Source organism: Kitasatospora sp. NPDC087861 (assembly GCF_044742585.1).
Classification (GTDB): domain Bacteria; phylum Actinomycetota; class Actinomycetes; order Streptomycetales; family Streptomycetaceae; genus Kitasatospora.
Genome location: NZ_JBIUUS010000031.1, coordinates 56231 through 77198 on the forward strand (window position 1 = coordinate 56231; position 20968 = coordinate 77198).

The 20968-nt window shown below is 73.7% G+C and carries 15 protein-coding genes and 1 pseudogene; 12 read left to right on the plus strand and 4 right to left on the minus strand.

Annotated elements, in window-relative coordinates:
* The first annotated feature begins 69 nt into the window (after positions 1–69).
* The 3 genes and pseudogenes from ACIOJE_RS32175 to ACIOJE_RS32185 form a co-directional block, all read left to right on the plus strand.
* A complete protein-coding gene (locus ACIOJE_RS32175; protein ID WP_280674894.1) occupies positions 70–963 on the plus strand; it encodes a biotin--[acetyl-CoA-carboxylase] ligase in 894 nt (297 codons plus the stop codon).
* Positions 964–1132: 169 nt separating this feature from the next.
* The gene (locus ACIOJE_RS32180; protein WP_280674892.1) at positions 1133–2257 is read left to right on the plus strand and encodes an adenylate/guanylate cyclase domain-containing protein; all 1125 of its coding nucleotides are present in this window, start codon (positions 1133–1135) and stop codon (positions 2255–2257) included.
* Positions 2258–2625: 368 nt separating this feature from the next.
* Positions 2626–3759, plus strand: a pseudogene (locus tag ACIOJE_RS32185) (diguanylate cyclase domain-containing protein); the annotation flags it as partial.
* 758 nt (positions 3760–4517) lie between these two features.
* Here the strand turns inward: ACIOJE_RS32185 and ACIOJE_RS32190 are convergent.
* Positions 4518–5138: a TetR/AcrR family transcriptional regulator gene (locus ACIOJE_RS32190; protein WP_400781108.1), complete on the minus strand. Its 621-nt coding sequence runs from the start codon at positions 5136–5138 to the stop codon at positions 4518–4520.
* A gap of 102 nt (positions 5139–5240) precedes the next feature.
* Between ACIOJE_RS32190 and ACIOJE_RS32195 the strand changes: the two genes are divergently transcribed.
* Positions 5241–6434, plus strand: a complete 1194-nt coding sequence (locus tag ACIOJE_RS32195) for a macrolide family glycosyltransferase (protein WP_400781111.1) — start codon at positions 5241–5243, stop codon at positions 6432–6434.
* A gap of 286 nt (positions 6435–6720) precedes the next feature.
* On the plus strand, positions 6721–8304 hold the full coding sequence (hutH, locus tag ACIOJE_RS32200; protein WP_400781113.1) for a histidine ammonia-lyase: 1584 nt from the start codon (positions 6721–6723) through the stop codon (positions 8302–8304).
* Positions 8305–8330: 26 nt separating this feature from the next.
* Here hutH and ACIOJE_RS32205 read toward each other — a convergent pair whose 3' ends face one another.
* On the minus strand, positions 8331–8774 hold the full coding sequence (locus ACIOJE_RS32205; protein ID WP_400781116.1) for a hypothetical protein: 444 nt from the start codon (positions 8772–8774) through the stop codon (positions 8331–8333).
* Between the two features lie 272 nt (positions 8775–9046).
* On the opposite strand from ACIOJE_RS32205, the gene ACIOJE_RS32210 reads away from it, so the two are divergent.
* From ACIOJE_RS32210 to hutI, 6 genes are all read left to right on the plus strand, one after another.
* Positions 9047–9916 carry a MurR/RpiR family transcriptional regulator gene (locus tag ACIOJE_RS32210; protein WP_280674881.1) on the plus strand — a complete coding sequence of 290 codons (870 nt, stop codon included), beginning with the start codon at positions 9047–9049 and terminating at the stop codon, positions 9914–9916.
* Positions 9917–9985: 69 nt separating this feature from the next.
* Positions 9986–10309, plus strand: coding sequence for a hypothetical protein (locus ACIOJE_RS32215; RefSeq protein WP_280675813.1), 324 nt, complete (start codon positions 9986–9988; stop codon positions 10307–10309).
* A 503-nt stretch (positions 10310–10812) separates the two neighbouring features.
* Positions 10813–12486, plus strand: coding sequence for a urocanate hydratase (hutU, locus tag ACIOJE_RS32220; RefSeq protein ID WP_280675752.1), 1674 nt, complete (start codon positions 10813–10815; stop codon positions 12484–12486).
* A 14-nt stretch (positions 12487–12500) separates the two neighbouring features.
* A complete protein-coding gene (locus ACIOJE_RS32225) occupies positions 12501–13682 on the plus strand; it encodes an allantoate amidohydrolase (RefSeq protein WP_280675750.1) in 1182 nt (393 codons plus the stop codon).
* Entirely contained in the window at positions 13673–15034 is a 1362-nt protein-coding gene (locus ACIOJE_RS32230; RefSeq protein WP_400781119.1) for a formimidoylglutamate deiminase, read from the plus strand. Before ACIOJE_RS32225 ends, ACIOJE_RS32230 begins: the two co-directional genes overlap by 10 nt.
* A gap of 34 nt (positions 15035–15068) precedes the next feature.
* The gene (gene hutI, locus ACIOJE_RS32235) at positions 15069–16235 is read left to right on the plus strand and encodes an imidazolonepropionase (protein ID WP_400781121.1); all 1167 of its coding nucleotides are present in this window, start codon (positions 15069–15071) and stop codon (positions 16233–16235) included.
* Positions 16236–16292: 57 nt separating this feature from the next.
* Here hutI and ACIOJE_RS32240 read toward each other — a convergent pair whose 3' ends face one another.
* Both ACIOJE_RS32240 and ACIOJE_RS32245 read right to left on the minus strand, forming a co-directional pair.
* Positions 16293–18320 (minus strand): prolyl oligopeptidase family serine peptidase, encoded by a 2028-nt coding sequence (locus ACIOJE_RS32240; protein ID WP_400781123.1) that lies wholly within the window; start codon positions 18318–18320, stop codon positions 16293–16295.
* 106 nt (positions 18321–18426) lie between these two features.
* Entirely contained in the window at positions 18427–19935 is a 1509-nt protein-coding gene (locus ACIOJE_RS32245; protein ID WP_400781125.1) for a peptide MFS transporter, read from the minus strand.
* A gap of 329 nt (positions 19936–20264) precedes the next feature.
* Here ACIOJE_RS32245 and ACIOJE_RS32250 point away from each other — a divergent pair, with 329 nt between their 5' ends.
* Entirely contained in the window at positions 20265–20939 is a 675-nt protein-coding gene (locus ACIOJE_RS32250; RefSeq protein ID WP_280674871.1) for a response regulator transcription factor, read from the plus strand.
* The last annotated feature ends 29 nt before the right edge of the window (positions 20940–20968 follow it).

The following is a 20968-nucleotide window of genomic DNA, read 5'->3' on the forward strand; positions in this document are numbered from 1 at the left end:
CGCGCGTTCTGGGGGACGATGGGGCGGCCTACGCCCCAAGGCTCCGTACGCCCTCTAGGGTTCTCAACCATGACCTCACCCGACACCCCCCGCCGCAGTGGACTGCGCGGTTTCGGCCACGCCGGGCCGTCGCCGTGGACCGACCTGGACCGGCCGCCGCTGGACGAGGCGGCGCTGCGCCGCGACCTGGTGGTCCCGGGCGGGCTCTGGACCTCCGTGGACGTCGTCGCCGACACCGGATCCACCAACAGCGACCTCGCCGCCCGCGCCCGGGCCGGTGCCCCGCAGGGGGCGGTGCTGGTCGCCGAGGTGCAGAACGCCGGGCGCGGGCGGCTGGAACGGCAGTGGAGCGCCCCGGCCCGCTCGGGGCTGTTCCTGTCCGTCCTGCTGCGCCCGGAGGAGGTGCCGGTCGAACGGTACGGCTGGCTGCCGATCCTGGTCGGGGTGGCCGCCGCCAGCACGCTGGGCCGGGTGGCCGGGGTCGAGGTCGGGCTGAAGTGGCCCAACGACCTCCAGGTGGAGATCGACGGCGCGGAGCGCAAGCTCGGCGGCATCCTCACCGAACTGAGCGGTGGTGCCGTGGTGGCCGGAATGGGCCTCAACGTCTCGTTGCGCGAGGAGGAGCTGCCCGTCCCCACCGCGGCCTCGCTCGCGCTGGCCGGCGCCGCGGTCACCGACCGGTCCACCCTGCTGCGCGCCCTGCTGCGCGAGTTCGCCGAGCTGTACCGGACCTGGACGGCCGCCGCCGGCGATCCGCACGCCAGCGAGCTGCTCCGCGCCTACGCGGACCGCTGCACCACGCTGGGCCGCCGGGTGAAGGTGCACCTGCCGGGCGGTCACGAGCTGGTCGGCGAGGCGGTGGCGATCGACGGCGACGGACGCCTGGTGGTCCGCACCCCCGACGGCGCACGCCGGGCGGTCGGCGCGGGGGACGTCGTCCACGTGCGCCCCGAACCCCGCTGAACGGCACTCTTCACCTCTCCTTGACCCGGGCTGATGCCCCGGATCACGCGATTCCGTGCGAACATTCCACCTGGCAGCGGTGTGAGGCGCGCCACTGCCCGCCAGGTGGCGGGCGCGCCCGGACAGGCAGGACACGAGGCAAGTGCGGCGACCGCACGGGGACGGACCGGTGGCAGAGGACGGCAGCAGCGGCGCGACGGCGGGCTCCCACGACCCCACGGTCGCGCTCGAACTGGAACGCCTGATCCTGGACGCGCCACGCCGCTACACCCCGTACCAGGCCGCGCGCGCCGCCGACGTCCCGATGGAGCTGGCCACCCGCTTCTGGCGGGCCATGGGCTTCCCTGACATCGGCCAGTCCCGGGCCCTCACCGACGGCGACGTGATCGCCCTGCGCCGACTCGCCGGCCTGGTCGAGTCCGGCCTGCTCAGCGAGTCGATGGCGATCCAGGTGGCGCGCTCCACCGGGCAGACCACCGCGCGGCTGGCCGGCTGGCAGATGGACACCTTCCTGGAGAACCTCACCCAGGCCGTCGAACCCGGGCTGACCCGCGCCGACGTCGCGTACCCGCTGGTCGAGCTGCTGCTGCCGGAGCTGGAACAGTTCCTGGTGTACGTCTGGCGCCGCCAGCTCGCCGCCGTCACCGGCCGGGTCGTCCAGGCCGCCGAGGACCACGAGATCACCAGCGGTCGGCTCGCGGTGGGCTTCGCCGACCTGGTCGGCTTCACCCGGCTGTCGCGACGGCTGGAGGAGGAGGAACTCGGCGAGCTCGTCGAGACCTTCGAGAACACCTGCTCGGACCTGATCGCCGGCCAGGGCGGCCGGGTCATCAAGACCCTCGGTGACGAGATCCTCTACGTCTCCGAGGACCCGGTCACCGCTGCCGAGATCGCGCTCAGCCTGATCGAGGCCCTCGCCGAGGACGACAGCATCCCCGCGCTGCGGGTCGGCATGGCCTTCGGCACCGTCACCTCGCGGATGGGCGACGTCTTCGGCACCACCGTCAACCTGGCCAGCCGGCTCACCTCGATCGCGCCCAAGGACGCGGTGCTGATCGACGGCGAGTTCGCCGCCGCGCTGGAGCAGCACGGCAGTGTCGCCCCGGCCGACACGGACGGCCCCGGCCTCGCCGAGGCGCTGTCGGCCGCCGCCGGGATGCCCGCCTCCGGCCTGCCGGTGCCGGGCCTGGACGCCGGGCACCGGTTCCACCTGCAGCCGATGTGGCGCCGGCCGGTGCGCGGGCTCGGGCTGGTCGAGCCGTGGCTGCTGTCGCGGCGGCTGAAGCCGGAGTAGGGGCCTTCCGGAGCCCTGCGGGGTCTTCCCGGGGCTCTGCCGGGCTGCTCCCGAGGCGTGGTTCCCGGGCTGGTGCCGGGGCCGATCCCGCGGCTCGGGGTGGCGAACGGTTGAAACCCGTACGGCCCGTTGCGGGTCCGTCCCGGCAAACGGGGCATAACCGAGCGAAATCGCCATAGTCTGGGTGCAAGCGGCCGGACGGGTGCGGCTGCTACCGGGGGTCCGGCAGGACCGAGCACAGGGAGCGAGGCGAGCCGGTGAGCAGTGAGGCGATCATGACGGACCGCGGCTGCGACTGCGGCGGCCCGCGGCGCCCCGACCCGCTGCCCGACCTGCGGCTGCAGTCCGCGGTCGAGCTGGCCCAGGACATGGCCGGCGCGCTCACCCCGCTGGAGGCCGTCCGGGCCGCCGCCGCCCGCGCCACCGAGGCGCTCGGGGCCACCATGGCGGCCGTCTCGGTCTGGGACCGCGAATCCGGCCGACTGCGGGTCCTCGTCAACCACGGCGACCTCGCGCCCGGCGAGGAGGAACTGCCCGAGGACGAGTCGTACCCCGTCGCCGACTTCCCCGAGATCGTCACCTACCTCGAAGAGCGCTGGACCACCGGGCGGCTGCCGCGCGCCTGGCTGCAGACCGCCGAGAGCACCGAACCGCACGCCGGGCACACCCACCCGACCGCCGGCGCGTACTGCCAGGAACGCGCCGCGGCGCTGCGCCGGCGCGGGCGGGCCTGCTGCGTGGTCGCCCCGATCGTCCTGCACGGGCAGGCCTGGGGTGAGCTGTACCTCGCCCGCAGCGTCGGACTGCCCGAGTTCACCGACGCCGACGCCGACTACGCCACCCTGCTCGCCGCCCAGATCTCGGCCGGCCTCGCCCAGACCGAACGCCTCGCCGACCTGCGCAAACTCGCCTTCTCCGACCCGCTCACCGGCCTCGCCAACCGGCGTGCCGTCGACGCCCGGCTGGAGAGCGCCCTGGCGGCGCACAACCGGGACAACACCGTGGTCTCGCTCGTCGTCTGCGACGTCAACGGGCTCAAGCGGGTCAACGACCAACTCGGCCACGAAATGGGCGACCGGCTGCTGGAGCGGTTCGCCCACCAGCTCTCGCTCGCCGCGGCCAAACTGCCCGGCAGCCTGGCCGCCCGGCTCGGCGGCGACGAGTTCTGCCTGCTGACGGAAGGACAGAAGGCCGACGAGGTCGTCGCCGTCGCCGAGGAGCTCTGCGCCCGCGCCCTGGCCCTCTCGGAGGGGGAGGGCGTCGCCTGCGGTGTCGCCTCCACCGGCGACTCCATCGGGCCCGTCACCACCCCCGACCGGCTCTTCCGGCTCGCCGACGCCGCCCAGTACCGGGCCAAGGCCGCCCGCGCCGCCCACCCCGTCGTCGCCGGACGCAGCCACGGCCCCGGCTTCGCGCCCGACCCCACCGTGCTGCTCGCCGACGCCGCCGACCCGCGCCACCGGGCCGACGGGCGCCCGCGCCCCGGCCGGTCCGGGGCGGGCGACCGGCGGCGCTTCCGCGGCGCCGCGCACAGCGCCGACCCGGGCCAGCTGCTCACCACCGTCCTCGCCGCCCTCGACCAGGGCGCCGCGGCCCGGGCCGTCCACCCCGCGGACACCCTGGGCAAGCTCGTCGTCGTCGCCGAGACCTCGGCCCGGCTGCTCGACGCCGTCGGCTGGTGGGTCTCCTACGTGCCGCCCGGCTCGCACTTCATGCACACCGCCCAGCACGCCGTCTACCGGATGACCAGGGGCCCCGGCAGCACCCGCGCCGAGACCCAGCGCGCCCAGATCGAGGCCCCGGACGCCGTCTTCGACCTGCGCCACTACCCGATGACCCGCCGCGCCGTCCGCGGCGGCGCCTTCGCCCTGCGCGCCGGCGCCGTCGGCAACGACCCGGCCGAGGAGGCCATGCTCGTCGTCTCGGGCTACCGCGGCATGGTCGCCGCCGGTGGCCAGAACCCGGCCGGCGGCTGGCTCGTCGAGCTCTTCGCCGACGACGCCACCCTGCCCCTCGGCCAGGCCGCCTGCGCCATGCGCGCCCTGCTCGCCGTCGCCCTGGCGGGTGCGGCCTCGCCCCCGGTGGTGTGAGGGGCGGATTCGCCTCGGTGGGAAGGGGGTTGAGGCCCCGCTGAGGGTGGGGCCCGGCGGTGTGCCGGTTTGGTGACCGGGGTGTCGCGGGTGGGTCGCGGTCGGGGGCGGGGGGTTCGCCGTGGCCCTGCTGATCGTCCTGCTGGCCACGGTCCTGGTCGTCCTCTGGGTCAGGCGCCGGAACCGCCGTCGGCCGTCGGCGGGTTGAGGGCGCACAGGGCGGCGTCGACCAGGCGGTCCGCGTGGGCGTGGCTGAGCGGGCCGAGCCGGTACTGCCAGCGGTAGTGGAGCGGGCCGTAGACGAGTTCGACGGCCAGGTCGAGGTCCGTGTCGGGGGCGATCTGGCCGGCCTCGCGGGCGCTGCGGAGACGGTCGCGGGTGACCTCCAGCAGCGGGTCCAGCAGGCGGGTGCGGTACTCGGCGTGCAGCGCGGGGTCGTTGAGGATCTCGGCGCTGAGGGCGCGGTAGGTGCGGTCGGCGGACGGGTCGGCGAGCTCGTCGGAGCTGGCGCGCAGGACGGTCCGCAGGTCGGTGGCGAGGTTTCCGGTGTCGGGGAGGGCGAGGCCGCCCTCGTGCCTGCCGGCGACGAGGAAGGCGTCGAAGACGACCGCGCCCTTCGACGGCCACCACCGGTAGATGGTCTGCTTGCCGACCCCGGCGCGGGCGGCGATCGCCTCGATGGTGAGCTTGCCGTAGCCGACCTCGGCGACGAGTTCGGTGGCGGCGGTGAGGACGGCGGCGCGCGAGCGTTCGCTGCGGCGGGCGGGGTCGGGGGCGGTTCTGGACGTCATGGGGAAAATTCTATGCACCACGGCGAGACGGGACGTATCGTCTTCTCGCGAGACGTCGCGAGACGGTACGTCTCGTCTTAGTCGCTATCCCCGGAGGTGCCCATGAACCGCCCCGCACACATCCTGATGGTTTCCGTTCCGGCTCATGGGCACGTCAACCCCAGCCTCGCCGTGATCGCCGAGCTGGTCGCCCGGGGCCACCGGGTCAGCTATGTCAACGACGCCTCCTTCGCCGAGGTCGTCGAGTCGACCGGCGCCCGCTTCGTCCCGTACCCGACGAGGCTGCCGCTCGCCGACGACCCGAACGGGTGGCCGGTGGAGGACCCGGTGGCGCTCCAGGAGCTGTTCCTGGACGACGCGCTCGCGATGTGGCCCGTCCTGCTGGCGGGCTTCGCCGACGACCGCCCCGACCTGGTGCTCTGCGACATCGCGGGCTTCGCGGGCCGGGCACTCGGCGAGCGGCTGGGCGTACCGGTGGTGCAGCTGTCGCCCACCTACGTCGGCTGGGAGGGCATCGAACAGGACATGGCGGAGGTGCTCGACGCGATCCGCAACGGGCCGGGCGGCGCCGAGCACTACCGGCGGTTCGCCGACTGGCTGGCCGAGGCCGGCGCGGTGGAGCGCGACGTGGACGCCTTCCGGAGCGTCCCGGCGCGGGCCGTCGCCCTGATCCCGCGCGCCCTGCAGCCCAACGCGGACCGGGTCGACGAGCGGCGTGTCACCTTCGTCGGGCCGTGCTTCGGCGACCGCGCCCACCAGGGGGAGTGGCACCGGCCGGCCGGTGCCGAGAAGGTGCTGCTGGTCTCGCTCGGCTCGGCCTTCACCCATCAGCCCGCGTTCTACCGGGCCTGCGTCCAGGCCTTCGGCGACCTGCCCGGCTGGCACACCGTGCTGCAGGTCGGCGCGCACACCGACCTGGCCGAACTGGGCGAGGTGCCGGACACCGTCGAGGTGCACCGGTGGGTGCCGCAGCTGACGGTGCTCGCCCGGGCGGACGCCTTCGTCACCCACGCGGGCATGGGCGGCTCCAGCGAGGGCCTGTTCCACGGTGTGCCGATGATCGCCGTGCCGCAGGCCGCCGACCAGTTCGCCAACGCGGACGCGCTGGTGGCCCTCGGCGTCGCCCGCCGCCTGGACACCGGGGAGGCCACCCCGGAGGCGTTGCGCAGCGCCCTGCTGGAGCTGGTCGGCGACCCGGCGGTGGCCGGGCGGCTGAAGGCGCTGGCCGCCGCCGGCCGGGCCGAGGGCGGCACCGCCCGCGCGGCGGACCTGGTCGAGGCCGAGCTCGGGGGGTGAGCGCGGTGGCGGGGGAGGGTGCTCGGCCGGTCGCGCTCTCCCCGCGCCCGCGTCGGTGCCGGTGTCCGCGCCCGCACCGCACGCCTGGGGTCGGGTCCGGGTTCGCCGGTGTGCGGTGCGGGGCGGGCCGGGTGAGAATCCTGCTGGCCGGGCCGTTTCGGGTCCGTGGTCGTCGCGGTTCCGTGGCCGTCGCGGTTCCGTGGCCGGTTCCGTGGCCGGATCCGCGGTCGTTTCGGATGGCGACCACCTGTTGTCATATCTCCATTCAACTGATGTGATGGTGTATATGGATATGCACAGTGCTGTGGCCCCCGACGCTCCGCTGGTCCAGGTCGGCAAGGCCGACGTCAGCGCCGAGGACGTGCTGGCCGTCGCCCGGGGGAACGCCCGGGTCGAGATCGGCCCGGACGCGCTGGCCGAGATGGCGACGGCGCGGGCCCGGATCGACGCCCTCGCGGCCGAGCCGCGCCCCGTCTACGGCGTGTCGACCGGCTTCGGCGCGCTCGCCGTCCGGCACATCAGCCCCGAGCTGCGGGCCCAGCTGCAGCGGTCGCTGGTGCGCTCGCACGCGGCCGGGATGGGCCCGGTGGTCGAGCGCGAGGTGGTCCGGGCGCTGATGTTCCTGCGGATGAAGACGCTGGCCTCCGGCCGGACCGGGGTGCGCCCGCTGGTCGCGCAGACCATGGCCGCCCTGCTCAACGCGGGCATCACCCCGGTGGTCCGGGAGTTCGGCTCGCTCGGCTGCTCCGGCGACCTCGCGCCGCTGTCGCACTGCGCGCTGGTCCTGATGGGCGAAGGCGTGGCCACCGGCCCGGACGGCGTCGAGAAGCCCGCCGACGGACTGCTCGCCGCCGCCGGCATCGAGCCGGTCGAGCTGCTGGAGAAGGAGGGCCTGGCCCTCATCAACGGCACCGACGGCATGCTCGGCATGCTGGTGATGGCCATCGCCGACCTCCAGCGGCTGTTCACCACCGCCGACATCACCGCCGCGATGACCCTGGAGGCGCTGCTCGGCACCGACAAGGTGCTCGCCCCCGAGCTGCACGCCCCGATCCGCCCGCACCCGGGCCAGGCGCTGAGCGCCGCCAACATGCTGGCCGTCCTCAAGGGCTCCGGCCTCACCGGCCACCACCAGGACGACGCGCCGCGGGTCCAGGACGCCTACTCGATCCGCTGCGCCCCGCAGGTGGCCGGCGCCGGCCGGGACACCCTCGCCCACGCCCAGCTGGTCGCCTCCCGCGAGCTGGCCGCCTCGGTCGACAACCCGGTGGTGCTGCCGGACGGCCGGGTGGAGTCCAACGGCAACTTCCACGGCGCCCCGGTCGCGTACGTGCTGGACTTCCTCGCGATCGCCGCCGCCGACCTGGGCTCGATCTCCGAGCGCCGCACCGACCGGCTGCTCGACAAGGCCCGCTCGCACGGCCTGCCGGCCTTCCTGGCCGACGACCCGGGCGTGGACTCCGGCTTGATGATCGCCCAGTACACCCAGGCGGCGCTGGTCAGCGAGAACAAGCGGCTCGCCGTCCCGGCCTCGGTCGACTCGATCCCGTCCTCCGCGATGCAGGAGGACCACGTGTCGATGGGCTGGTCCGCCGCCCGCAAGCTGCGCCAGGCCGTCGACAACCTCGGCCGGATCCTCGCCGTCGAACTCACCGCCGCCGCCCGTGCGCTGGAGATCCGTCAGCAGGCCGACGCCAGTGGCCGGGTGGCTCCGGCCACCGCCGCAGCGATGGCCGCCGCCCGGGAGGCGGGGGTCGGCGGCGCCGGCCGCGACCGCTTCCTCTCGCCGGACCTGGAGGCCGCCGCCGCGCTGGTCGCCTCCGGGGACCTGCTGCGGGTGGTGGAGAAGGTCACCGGCCCGCTGGCCTGACGCTCCGGTGGCGGGGCGACCGGGGCTCAGTCCCAGTCGCCCCGCGGCCGGCGGTCCTCGCGGTCTCGGAGGTCCGCACGGGCCCGGCGGTCGGCGAACGCGGCGGCGAAGTTGACCCCGGTGATGCCGGCCCAGCAGGCCAGCAGGCCGGTGAGGCCGCCGCCCTCGGGGTTGCTCGCGATCGCGGTCAGCGGGATGGCGAAGGCCAGCGAGATCACCGCCAGCCGGCTGCCGGGGCGGCCTGAACCCCACCCCGAGCGGTGCGGGCGGTGCCGGTGTTCCGGCTCGTAGTCGTCCATCCGCTCGGAGACCTGGCGCTTGACCCGGGCGTCCAGACGGGCGTCCATCCGGGACTCCAGCCGGGTCAGGAAGGAGTCGACCAGCTCCGACTCGTACTCCTTGCCGAGTTCCTTGCGGGCCTGCAGGGTGGCGTCGAGGTCGCGGCGCAGTTCGTCCTGGCGAGTGTCCATGGGGACAGCCTGGGGCCGGCGTCGGGGCGCGGTCCATCCGGTGGCGGGGGAATCCGGGAGGGTTCAGGGAGAATTCAGGGTTACCCCGAGTCTCGGGGACGCCCCGGGCTCCCGGGGCGTCCCGGACTCCAGGGCTGTCCCGGGGCAGCCCGGGTCGCATCCGCCCCTCGGGACGTCTCACCCGGCGTTCCGCCGTACGAGACGTCTTTGCCAGGCGCGGCGCGCTCCTGCACAGTCGTCGTCCGCATCGCTCGCATCCGGAGGTACCGCTGATGACCGCCACCGACGAGGCCGGCACGGTCGGCCCCTCCGCCCGGCTGCTCCAGCTGTTCGAAGGCCACCGGCTCACCCCGACCCAGCGGCGGATCGCGCACTCCCTGGTCCGGCACGCCACCGAGGCGCCGTTCCTCTCCAGCGTCGAGGTCGCCGAACTCGCCGGGGTGAGCCAGCCCTCCGTCACCCGCTTCGCGGTCGCCCTCGGGTACGACGGCTACCCGGCGCTGCGCAAGCAGCTGCGCGAGCTCGGCGGGGGCGAGCCGGCCGCACCGGAGACCCCGGACGACGCGGTGCGCAACGAACACCAGCAGGCCGTGCTCGCCGAGATCGAGCACCTGCGCCACCTCGCCGAACTCCTCGCCGACCCCGAGCCGATCCTCCGGGCCGCCCGGCTGCTCGCCGCCTCCCGCCCGCTGCCGGTGCTCGGCCTGCGGGCCGCCTCCGCGCAGGCGCGCGGCTTCGCCTACTTCGCCGCCAAGGTGCACCCGGACATCCGGCTGCTCGACGAGGGCGGCAGCATGCTCGCCGACCGGCTGGAGCAGGCCGCCGCCGCCGGGGCCACCGCGCTGCTCTGCTTCGCGCTGCCGCGCTACCCGCGGGAGCTGATGGACGCGCTCGCGGTGGCGCGCGAGTGCGGGCTGACGGTGCTGACCGTCGCCGACAGCGCCTTCGCGCCGGTCGCCAAGCTCTCCGACCTGATGCTGCCGGCCGCCGTCGGCACCGGGCTGGTCTTCGACACCGCGTGCGCGCCGATGATGCTCGGCCGGGTGCTGCTGCAGAGCATGTGCGACGAACTCCCGGGCGCGGAAGCCCGGTTGGAGGCCATTGAGCACTCCGCCGCGGCCCGCGGGCTCTTCCTGGAATAGGTGCGGTCCGGGGAACGCGGGAGTACCCGCCACAAACCCGGGCATCCCCTACAGCAGGGGGTGCCGCCCATGCGCGTGATCCACGAGATGAAGTTCGTCGCCCGGTTGGCCTCGGGAGCCGACGAATGGTCCTGCCCCGCCTGCGGACGCCGCGTCACCCTGCGGCGCCTGCCCGAACCCGAACTGACCGTCCTCGATCCGGGCGACGAGTCCGCCGTCCACGTCGGCGTCATCGAACCCGACGCCGAGCGCGCCGCCGCAGCCGCCGAGAAGTACGGCCTCGGCCCGATCCAGGAGATCCCCCGCCCACCGTCCCCACCCACCCCCGACGACGCCGACCGCCGCTGGCTCGCCGAGATCGGCATCGACTGGGACGGCGGCGCCGCGGCCTGACTCAGCTGCGGGGTCCGCCAGCCATTCGTCGTCGTTGCCCCAGTCCTTGGGGAGAACGACCAGGTCGGGAGTGGCGTAGTCCTCCTCGTCGTCCGGCATGCAGAGTGACGAGACCTCGTAGACGCGCAGGGCCTTGGGCAGTTGGGGGATGAGCTGATCACGCAGTACCTGCACGGTCCCCGCGTGCTTACCGCGAGGAGTGAGGGACGTCACCAGGGTTCCTCCGATGATCTGAACGCGAAGGCCGGTGCTCCGCTCGATCTCCTCCGCCGCATCCCGGAGCCTGCCGGGCCTCACGGTGATCGCCGTCATCGTGTCCGCCGCTCTCGTCGCTGGGCCGAGTGGCTGGTGTTCGCCGGTTCGGGCCAGCGCGCCGAGGCGGTCGGCGGCGTGGCTGATCGGATGGGTTCAGGGTCTGGTCGCGAGTTGATTGTTTGGATATATTCAGTCGGACCAAGTCTGAATGAATTCATCCGCAGGGAGGTCGGGGCATGGTGCAGCAGGTGAGCGGGCCGCGTGAGGTCAGGGCGACGCGGGGGACGGGGCTGACGACGCAGGGCTGGCAGCAGGAGGCGGCCCTGCGGATGCTGATGAACAACCTCGACCCGGAGGTGGCCGAGCACCCGTCGAAGCTGGTGGTGTACGGCGGCACCGGCAAGGCGGCACGGGACTGGCGTTCGTTCGACGCCATGGTGCGGACGCTGCAGGGGCTGAAGCAGGACGAGACCATGCTGGTCCAGTCCGGGCGGCCGGTCGGCGTCATGCAGACCCACGAGTGGGCGCCGCGCGTGCTGATCGCCAACTCCAACCTGGTCGGCGACTGGGCCAACTGGGAGGAGTTCCGCCGGCTGGAGAGCCTCGGGCTCACCATGTACGGGCAGATGACCGCCGGTTCGTGGATCTACATCGGCACCCAGGGCATCCTGCAGGGCACCTACGAGACCTTCGCGGCCGTCGCCAACAAGCGCTTCAACGGCAGCCTGGAGGGCACCATCACCCTCACCGCCGGCCTCGGCGGGATGGGCGGCGCCCAGCCGCTGGCCGTCACCATGAACGGCGGCGTGGCGATCTGTATCGACTGCGACCCGTCCCGGATCGCCCGCCGGATCGAGCACCGCTACCTGGACGTCGAGGCCAAGGACCTCGCGCACGCGCTGGAGCTGGCCACCGCCGCCCGCGACAAGCGGCAGCCGCTCTCCATCGGCGTGCTGGGCAACGCCGCCGAGCTCGTCCCGCAGCTGCTCGCGATGGACGCGCCGATCGATGTCGTCACCGACCAGACCAGCGCCCACGACCCGCTCAGCTACCTGCCGGTGGGCGTCGACTTCGACGACATGGCGGACTACGCGGCGGCCAAGCCCGCCGAGTTCACCCAGCGGGCCCGCGAGTCGATGGCCCGGCACGTCGAGGCGATGGTCGGCTTCCAGGACCGCGGCGCCGAGGTCTTCGACTACGGCAACTCGATCCGCGGCGAGGCCCAACTGGCCGGTTACGACCGCGCGTTCGCCTTCCCCGGCTTCGTCCCCGCGTACATCCGCCCGCTGTTCTGCGAGGGCAAGGGCCCGTTCCGCTGGGCGGCGCTGTCCGGCGACCCGCAGGACATCCACAAGACCGACAAGGCCGTCCTCGACCTCTTCCCGGAGAACGAGTCGCTGGCCCGCTGGATCAGGCTGGCCCAGGAGAAGGTGCACTTCCAGGGCCTGCCCGCGCGGATCTGCTGGCTCGGCTACGGCGAGCGCGACAAGGCCGGCGAGCGCTTCAACGACATGGTCGCCTCCGGCGAGCTGTCCGCGCCGATCGTGATCGGCCGCGACCACCTGGACTGCGGCTCGGTGGCCTCCCCGTACCGGGAGACCGAGGCGATGCTGGACGGCTCGGACGCGATCGCCGACTGGCCGCTGCTCAACGCCATGGTCAACGTGGCCTCCGGCGCCTCCTGGGTCTCCATCCACCACGGCGGCGGCGTCGGCATCGGCCGCTCGATCCACGCCGGACAGGTCACCGTCGCCGACGGCACCGCGCTGGCCGGCGAGAAGATCCGCCGGGTGCTCACCAACGACCCGGGCATGGGCGTGATCCGACACGTGGACGCCGGCTACGACCGGGCCACCGAGGTCGCCGCCGAGCGCGGCGTTCGCGTCCCGATGGGTGAGCAGAGCCCGCTGGGTGAGCTGTGAGCTCCTTCGAAGAGATGTGGACGGAGCTGCTCCCAGTGGGCCGCTCCGCCTCCTCCGGCGGCTACCGCCGGTTCGCCTGGAACTCCGCCGACGCCGAGTGCCGGGCCTGGTTCGAGCAGCAGGCCCGCAGCCGCGGCCTGACGTACGAGCTGGACCGCAACGGCAACCAGTGGGCCTGGCTGGGCGACCCGAACGCGGGCGGGGCGGTCGTCACGGGCTCGCACCTGGACTCCGTCCCGGACGGCGGCGCCTTCGACGGCCCGCTCGGCGTGGTCTCCTCCTTCGCGGCGCTGGACGAACTCCGCGGGAGGGGAACGGAGTTCACCCGCCCACTGGCGATCGTCAACTTCGGCGACGAGGAGGGCGCCCGGTTCGGCGTGGCCTGCATCGGCTCCCGCCTCTCCGCCGGTGTGCTCTCCCGCGAGCAGGCCTACGAGCTGCGCGACGCCGACGGCCTCCGGCTGCCCGACGCGATGGAGCGGGCGGGCTACGACCCGACCGCGATCGGCGCCGACGACGACCGGCTGGCCCGGATCGGCGCCTTCGTCGAACTCCACGTCGAGCAGGGCCGCCACCTCACCGAGGACCGGCCGGTCGGCGTGGCCAGTGCGATCTGGCCGCACGGCCGCTGGCGCTTCGACTTCCACGGCGAGGCCAACCACGCCGGCACCACCCGGATCGAGGACCGCCGCGACCCGATGCTGACCTACGCCAACACCGTGCTCGCCGCCCGGAAGAAGGCGCGGCAGGCGGGCGCGCTGGCCACCTTCGGCAAGGTCGCGGTCGAGCCCAACGGCACCAACGCGATCGCCTCGCTGGTGCGCGGCTGGCTGGACTCCCGGGCCGCCGACGAGCGCACCCTGGGCGCGCTGGTCGCCGAGATCGAGCAGGCCGCCGCCGAGCGCGGCGAGCGCGACGGCGTCCGGGTCGAGCTGACCCGCGAGTCCTACACCCCGGTGGTGGACTTCGACGGCCCGCTGCGCGACCGGCTCGCCAAGCTGTTGGACGCCCCGGTGCTGCCCACCGGTGCCGGACACGACGCCGGAATCCTGGCGTCCGCCGTCCCGACCGCCATGCTGTTCGTGCGCAACCCCAGCGGGGTCTCGCACTCCCCGGCCGAGCACGCCGAGGAGGCCGACTGCCTGGCCGGGGTCGCCGCCCTCGCCGACGTACTGGAGGACCTGGCGTGTCAGTGACCGACCCGGTGACGTACTGGGCGCAGTACGCCTGGCTGCCGCACCCCAACGGGCCGGTGGTCGAGCGGAACGTGCTGATCACCGCCGGCCCCGGTGGCCGGATCACCGCGGTGGCCCCGGACAGCGGGCCCTGCCCGCCCGGCGCCGTCCGCCTCGACGGGCTGCTGCTCCCCGGTCAGGCGAACGCCCACTCGCACGCCTTCCACCGGGCGCTGCGCGGCCACGTCCAGGTCGGCTCCGGCACCTTCTGGACCTGGCGCGACACCATGTACCGGTTCGCCGGGGAGCTCGACCCGGACGGCTACCTGGCGCTCGCCACCGCCGTCTACGCCGAGATGGCGCTGGCCGGGATCACCGCCGTCGGCGAGTTCCACTACCTGCACCACGCCCCCGGCGGCGCCCGCTACGACGACCCCAACGCGATGGGCGAGGCGCTGATCGAGGCCGCCGCCCGGGCCGGCATCCGGATCACCCTGCTCGACACCTGCTACCTCTCCGCCGGTTTCGGCGCCGAGCCGACGAAGCCGCAGCTGCGGTTCAGCGACGGCGACGCCGACGCCTGGGCCGAGCGGGCGGACGCGCTCAAGCCCCGCGAGCACGCCCGGATCGGCGCAGCCGTCCACTCGGTGCGGGCCGTCCCGGCCGAACAGCTGGGCACCGTCGCGCAGTGGGCGGCGCTGCGCGAGGCGCCGCTGCACGTCCACCTGTCCGAGCAGACCGCCGAGAACGACGCCTGCCTCGCCGCGTACGGCGTCACCCCGACCCGGCTGCTCGCCGACCACGGCGCGCTCGGCCCGCGCACCTCGGCCGTGCACGCCACCCACCTCACCGACGAGGACGTCAGGCTCCTCACCGACACCTCCACCACCATCTGCATGTGCCCCACCACCGAGCGGGACCTCGCGGACGGCATCGGCCCGGCCCGCCGGCTCGCCACGGCGGGCTGCCCGGTCACCCTGGGCAGCGACAGCCACGCCGTCATCGACCCGTTCGAGGAGGCCCGCGCCCTGGAGCTGGACGAGCGGCTGCGCACCCGCACCCGCGGGCACTGGACGGCGAACGGGCTGCTGCGGGCCGGTACCGAGGACGGGCACGCCTCGCTCGGCTGGTCCGATGCCGGGCGGATCGAGGCCGGCGCGCTCGCCGACTTCACCGTGATCGCCCTGGACTCGGTGCGCACCGCGGGCCCGCCGCCCCACCTCGGCGCCGAGATCGCCGTCTTCGCGGCCTCGGCGGCGGACGTGCGGCACGTGGTGGTCGGCGGCCGGCAGATCGTCCGGGACGGCGTGCACCAGCTCGTCGCGGACGTGCCGGGCGCGCTGCGGGCCTCCATCGGCGCGCTGGGCTGCTGACCTGATTCCCCGACCCCCTTCGGAAGGCGTTGTCTTGAGCACCTTGATCACGGGCATCGGCAGCCTGGTCACCAACGACCCCGGGCTCGGCGCCGGGCCGCTCGGCCTGCTGACCGACGCGGCCGTGGTGCTGGACGGCGCCACCGTCGCCTGGGTCGGCCCGGCGGACCGGGCGCCGGCCGCCGACGAGCGGTTCGACGCGGACGGCCGGGCGCTGCTGCCCGGCTTCGTCGACTCGCACGCCCACCTGGTGTTCGCGGGCGACCGCACCGCCGAGTTCAACGCCCGGATGTCCGGGCAGTCCTACACGGCGGGCGGCATCCGGACGACGGTGGCGGCCACCCGGGCCGCGAGCGACGCCGAACTCGACGCCAACCTGGCCAGGTTCGTCCGGGAGGCGCTGCGGCAGGGCACCACGACGATCGAGTGCAAGTCCGGCTACGGGCTGACCGTCGCCGACGAGGCCCGGGCGCTGCGGATCGCCGCGCAGCACACCCCGGAGACCACCTACCTGGGCGCGCACGTGGTCGCGCCCGAGTACGCCGACGACCCGGCCGGGTACGTCGACCTGGTCACCGGGGAGATGCTGGCGGCCTGCGCCCCGCACGCCCGCTGGGTGGACGTCTTCTGCGAGCGGGGCGCCTTCGACGGCGACCAGGCGCGGGCGGTCCTGACCGCCGGGATCGACCGCGGCCTCACCCCCCGGGTGCACGCCAACCAGCTCTCGTACGGGCCGGGCGTGCAGCTCGCCGTCGAACTGGGCGCCGCCTCGGCGGACCACTGCACCCATCTCACCGACGAGGACGTGGCGGCGCTGTCCGGCTCGGGGACGGTCGCGACGCTGCTGCCGGGGGCGGAGTTCTCCACCCGCGCCGAGTACCCGAGCGGGCGCCGCCTGCTGGACGCGGGCGCGGTGGTGGCGCTGTCCACCGACTGCAACCCGGGCTCCAGCTTCACCAGTTCGATGGCGTTCTGCATCGCGGTCGCGGTCCGGGAGATGGGCATGACGCCGGACGAGGCGGTCTGGGCGGCGACGGCGGGCGGCGCGCACGCGCTGCGGCGCAGCGACGTCGGGACGATCGCGGTCGGCTCGCGCGCGGACCTGCTGCTGCTGGACGCGCCCTCGCACGTCCACCTGGCCTACCGGCCGGGCGTGCCGCTGACGGCGGCGGTGTGGCGGGCGGGGATCCGCGAGGTCTGAGGGCCGGGATTCGGCCAGGAGGCCCGCCCCGGTCGTGCGACCGGGGCGGGCCTTCGGTCATGTCCGGCCCAACGACCTCCGCAGGAAGTCCAGTTCGTGCCACAGCAGGTTCTCCACCACTGCCTCGTCGGTCGGCCGATGGCCGGTGGCCCGGAGCGGCAGCACCTCGTGGGGGCGGCCGGCCGCGAGAAGGGCGTGGGAGAGCCGCAGGGTGTGGGCGGGGTGGACGTTGTCGTCGGCGAGGCCCTGGATCAGCAGCAGCGGGCGGCTCAGCTTCGGTGCCTCGGCGATGAGCGAGCCGTCGTCGTAGTGCTCGGGGTGCTCGTCGGGGTGGCCGAGGAAGCGCTCCTGCCAGTGGGTGTCGTAGAACCGCCAGTCGACGGGGGCGGCCCCGGCCGAGGCGGCGTGGAAGACGTCCGGCCGGCGCAGTACGGCGAGGGCGGCGAGGTAGCCCCCGTAGGACCAGCCGCGGATGCCGACCCGGTCGAGGTCGAGCAGCCCGGGCCGCAGCCGGGCGGTCTCGTGCAGGCCCTCGACCTGGTCCGCCAGCGGGGGCCCGGCCTTGTCGCCGTGGATCGTCTTGTCCCAGCGCGGCCCGCGCCCGGGGGTGCCACGGCCGTCCACGACGAGCACCGCGAAGCCCTGGTCGGCGAACCACTGCGAGACGTGGTCCCACCACAGGCCGCCGATGGTGGCCTTCTGCGTCGCGGGCCCGCCGTACGGGTCGAGCAGGACGGGCAGCGGGCCGTCGCCGGGGCGGTGGCCGTCCGGCAGGAAGAGCGCGGCGCGCAGCTCACGCGGGCCCAGCCGGAGCAGTTCGGGCCGCGCGGCGAGGCCGGGCGGCTCGGCGTACGAGGCGAGCGGGAGCGCCGAGCGGCCCTCCCGCAGGACGGCGCTGCGGCCGGCGGGGTGGCCCTGGGCCCGGGTGGTGAGCACCAGCGTGCCGCCGCACCGGGTGCCGGTGTGCAGGCCGGGGCCGCTGCTCAGCCTCCGCAGGCCGCCGTCCGGTCCGTACTGCCAGAGGTGGGTCTCGGTGGGCTCCTCCGAGGCGGTGAACAGCACCTGCTCACCCTCCGTGCCGAGCACCTCCCGCAGCTGCAGCCCGGCCGGGGTGACGGGCTCGCCGTCGACGGTCAGGTGCCGGGTGTCGCCGAGATCGGCGGTGTCGACCAGCGCGCCCGCCTCGGTGCGCACCGGCAGACCGGGGAGCAGCTCGACCCAGTGCGCGTCCTGCCGTTCGGCGAGCACCCGGGTGGCGCCGTCCGGGCCGATCGCCAGGGTGCGGACGGTGCGCTGGTCGCGGCTCTGCACGGCGGCGTACGGGCCGTGGCGGTCCCAGCCGGCGGCGGTGAGGTACTCGAAGGCGGTGCGGTCCCAGCGGACCTCGGTCCGGCCGCCGTCGAGGCCGACCAGGTGGAGCGAGACGTCCGCGTTGGCGGTGCCCGCCAGCGGGTAGCGGATCGCGCGCGGCGGGCACTGCGGGTCGGTGGGGTCGGCCAGGAAGAGCCGGGTGACCGGGCGGTGGTCGACCCGGGCGACGAGCAGCGCGGTGCCGTCGGGGGACCACCAGTGGCCACGGTCGCGGTACATCTCCTCGGCGGCGACGTACTCGGCGAGCCCGTACGCGACGTCCTCGGCCTCGGGCTCGGCGAGCGCCCGGTCGTCCGTCCCGTCGACGCCGACCACCCGCAGGGCACCGCCGCTGACGTAGGCGATCCGGCGGCCGGTCGGGTCGGGGCGCGGGTCCTCCGGCGCATCGGGGACGGGGACGGAACGGACGGTGCCCTCGGTGGTGTCGGCGAGCCACAGCGCGCCGTCCAGCGCGAAGGCGGCGTACCGCCCGGCGGCGTCGGTGCCGTACCCGGTGATGCCGGCGGTGGCGCCGAGGGCGATCGGGTCGGCGATCAGCCGTTCCCCGCCGGTCGCGGTGTCGAGGGCCCAGAGGCAGGCCAGCGGGTCGGTGCCGCCCCGGCTGCGCAGGAACAGCACGGTGGCGCCGTCGGCGGTGACGGTCGGCCGGGCGGGGGCGCCGAGGGTGAACCGCCGGGTGCGGGCGAGCCGGCGCGGTAAGGAGTCGGTCGTCATGCCGGGCACCATAGGCACAGCCGGATCGGTCGGTCCAGCGAAAAACGTCCGGGGCCGCCGCGGATCTCAGGAATCCACGGCGGCCCCGGGCCGGATCAGGCGAGCGTCAGTGGACGTCGCCCATGAGGGTGACGACCCGCTTGCGGTACATGGCCAGCGCGACGCCGGCGACGATCGCCATGGCGCCCTGGACCGCGAAGTACCAGGTGCTGCCGACCACCTTGTCGCCCAGCACCAGCTGGAAGATGGCGGCGACGCAGTCGCCCGCGGTGACGGCGAGGAACCAGACGCCCATCATCTGGCTGGCGTACTTGGTGGGCGCCAGCTTGGTGGTGACGGACAGGCCGACCGGGGAGAGGGTGAGCTCGCCCACGGTCTGGATCAGGTAGACCATGGCCAGCCACAGCGGGGTGACCTTGGCGTCGCCCGAGGCGGCGGCCATCGCCAGCATCATGACCAGGAAGGAGGCGCCGATCATCAGCAGACCGAAGGCGAACTTCACGGTGGTGCTGGGGTTCTTCGACCGGCGGGCCAGCGAGACCCAGAGCCAGGCGAAGACCGGGGCCAGCGCCATGATGTACAGCGGGTTGAGCGACTGGAACCAGCTGGACGGGAAGTCGATCCCGAACAGTGCCGAGGCGGTGTGGTCCTGGGCGAAGATGTTCAGCGTCGAGCCGGACTGGTCGTAGATCATCCAGAACACGGCGGCGGCGACGAAGAACCAGATGTAGCCGCTCATCTTGGACTGCTCGTTGGCGTCCAGGTCCTTGTCGCGCTTCACCTTGGAGAACACGAAGACCGGGATGGCCAGGCCGGCGATGGACAGCGGCCAGATCGCCCAGTTGATCGTGAAGTGGCCGGTGGCCCCGACGATCGCGTAGAAGACGGCCGCCGCGGCCAGCCAGATGCCGGCCTTGGTGAAGATCTTCCGCTTCTCGTCGGCGCCGATCGGCGAGGTGACGACGTTGCTCTTCGGGCTCAGGTGGCGGGTGCCCAGCAGGAACTGGAACAGGCCGAGGGCCATGCCGATGCCGGCCAGGGCGAAGCCGAGGTGCCAGTTGACGTTCTGGCCGACGGTGCCGACGACCAGCGGAGCTATGAAGGCGCCGAGGTTGATCCCCATGTAGAAGATCGTGAAGCCGCCGTCACGGCGCGGGTCGTTCGGGCCGTCGTAGAGGTGGCCGACCATCGTGGAGATGTTGGCCTTGAGCAGGCCCGAGCCGACCGCGATGAAGACCAGGCCGGCGAAGAACGAGCCGCTGAACGGCACGGCCAGCAGGAAGTGGCCGATCATGATGATCGTGCCGCCGACCGCGACGGTCTTGCGGGCGCCGAGGAAACGGTCGGCGATCCAGCCGCCCGGAAGGGCCAGCAGGTAGACCATGGCCGTGTAGACGCTGTACACGGCGGCGGCGGTCGCCGTCTTCATGCCGAGCCCGCCGTCCGTGAGGGAGGCGGTCATGTACAGCACCAGCAGGGCGCGCATGCCGTAGTAGCTGAAGCGCTCCCACATCTCGCTCATGAAGAGAGTGGCGAGACCTCGGGGGTGGCCGAGGAAGGTCTTGCCGCCGGGAGAGGCCGACGTGAGGCCGGCTTCCAGGGTCGTAGACGCCATGAGTAGTGGTTCCTTGCCTGACAGCGTCCGCCTAGGGGGGTGGCAGCGGACGTGGACGGAACCACTCTACGTGGCGATATTTAGCGTTATCGGATGACAAAAGCCATGAATCAGGTATGGGAATGGCAAAGTCTGCGACAGATCTGCCAGGTCTATCCATGGTAGACGGGCGAATTCTCCTTCGGTTTAAAGTCTGAGGGCGAGATTCTTCGCCGAACGAGCGGTCGGCAACGGCGTGTTGAGCGCTCCGGGGCCCCCATGTAACGATCACGCTCTGTGAACTACCTCACAAGGCAGTCGGGCATACCCCGGCGGACTACCATCACCACATGACCTGTGTGCTGCTCGCCGAGGACGATCCGGCGATCTCCGAACCGCTCGCCCGAGCCCTGCGACGTGAGGGCTATGAGGTGCTCGTCCGCGAGGACGGTCCGACCGCACTGACCGCCGGCCTGACCGAGGAGGTCGACCTCGTCGTCCTCGACCTCGGCCTGCCCGAGATGGACGGCCTGGAGGTCTGCCGCCGCCTGCGCGCCGACGGCAAGAGCTGCCCCGTCCTGGTGCTCACCGCCCGCGCGGACGAGGTGGACACCGTGGTGGGCCTCGACGCCGGTGCCGACGACTACGTCACCAAGCCCTTCCGCCTGGCCGAACTGCTCGCCCGCGTCCGGGCCCTGCTCCGGCGCGGCAACGTCGACCAGCTCACCACCGGCGCGCACGGGGTGAAGATCGACATCGAGTCCCACCGCGCCTGGCTCGGCGAGGAGGAGCTCACCCTCTCCGCCAAGGAGTTCGAGCTGCTGCGCGTCCTCGTCCGGGACGCCGGCCGGGTGGTCACCCGCGAGGAGATCATGCGGCAGGTCTGGGACACCACCTGGTGGACCTCCACCAAGACGCTGGACATGCACATCTCCTGGCTCCGCAAGAAGCTCGGCGACGACGCGGCGAACCCGCGCTACATCGCCACCGTGCGCGGCGTGGGGTTCCGGTTCGAGAAGAATTAGCCCCGTACGGAGATCGCGGCCGGGTGTCG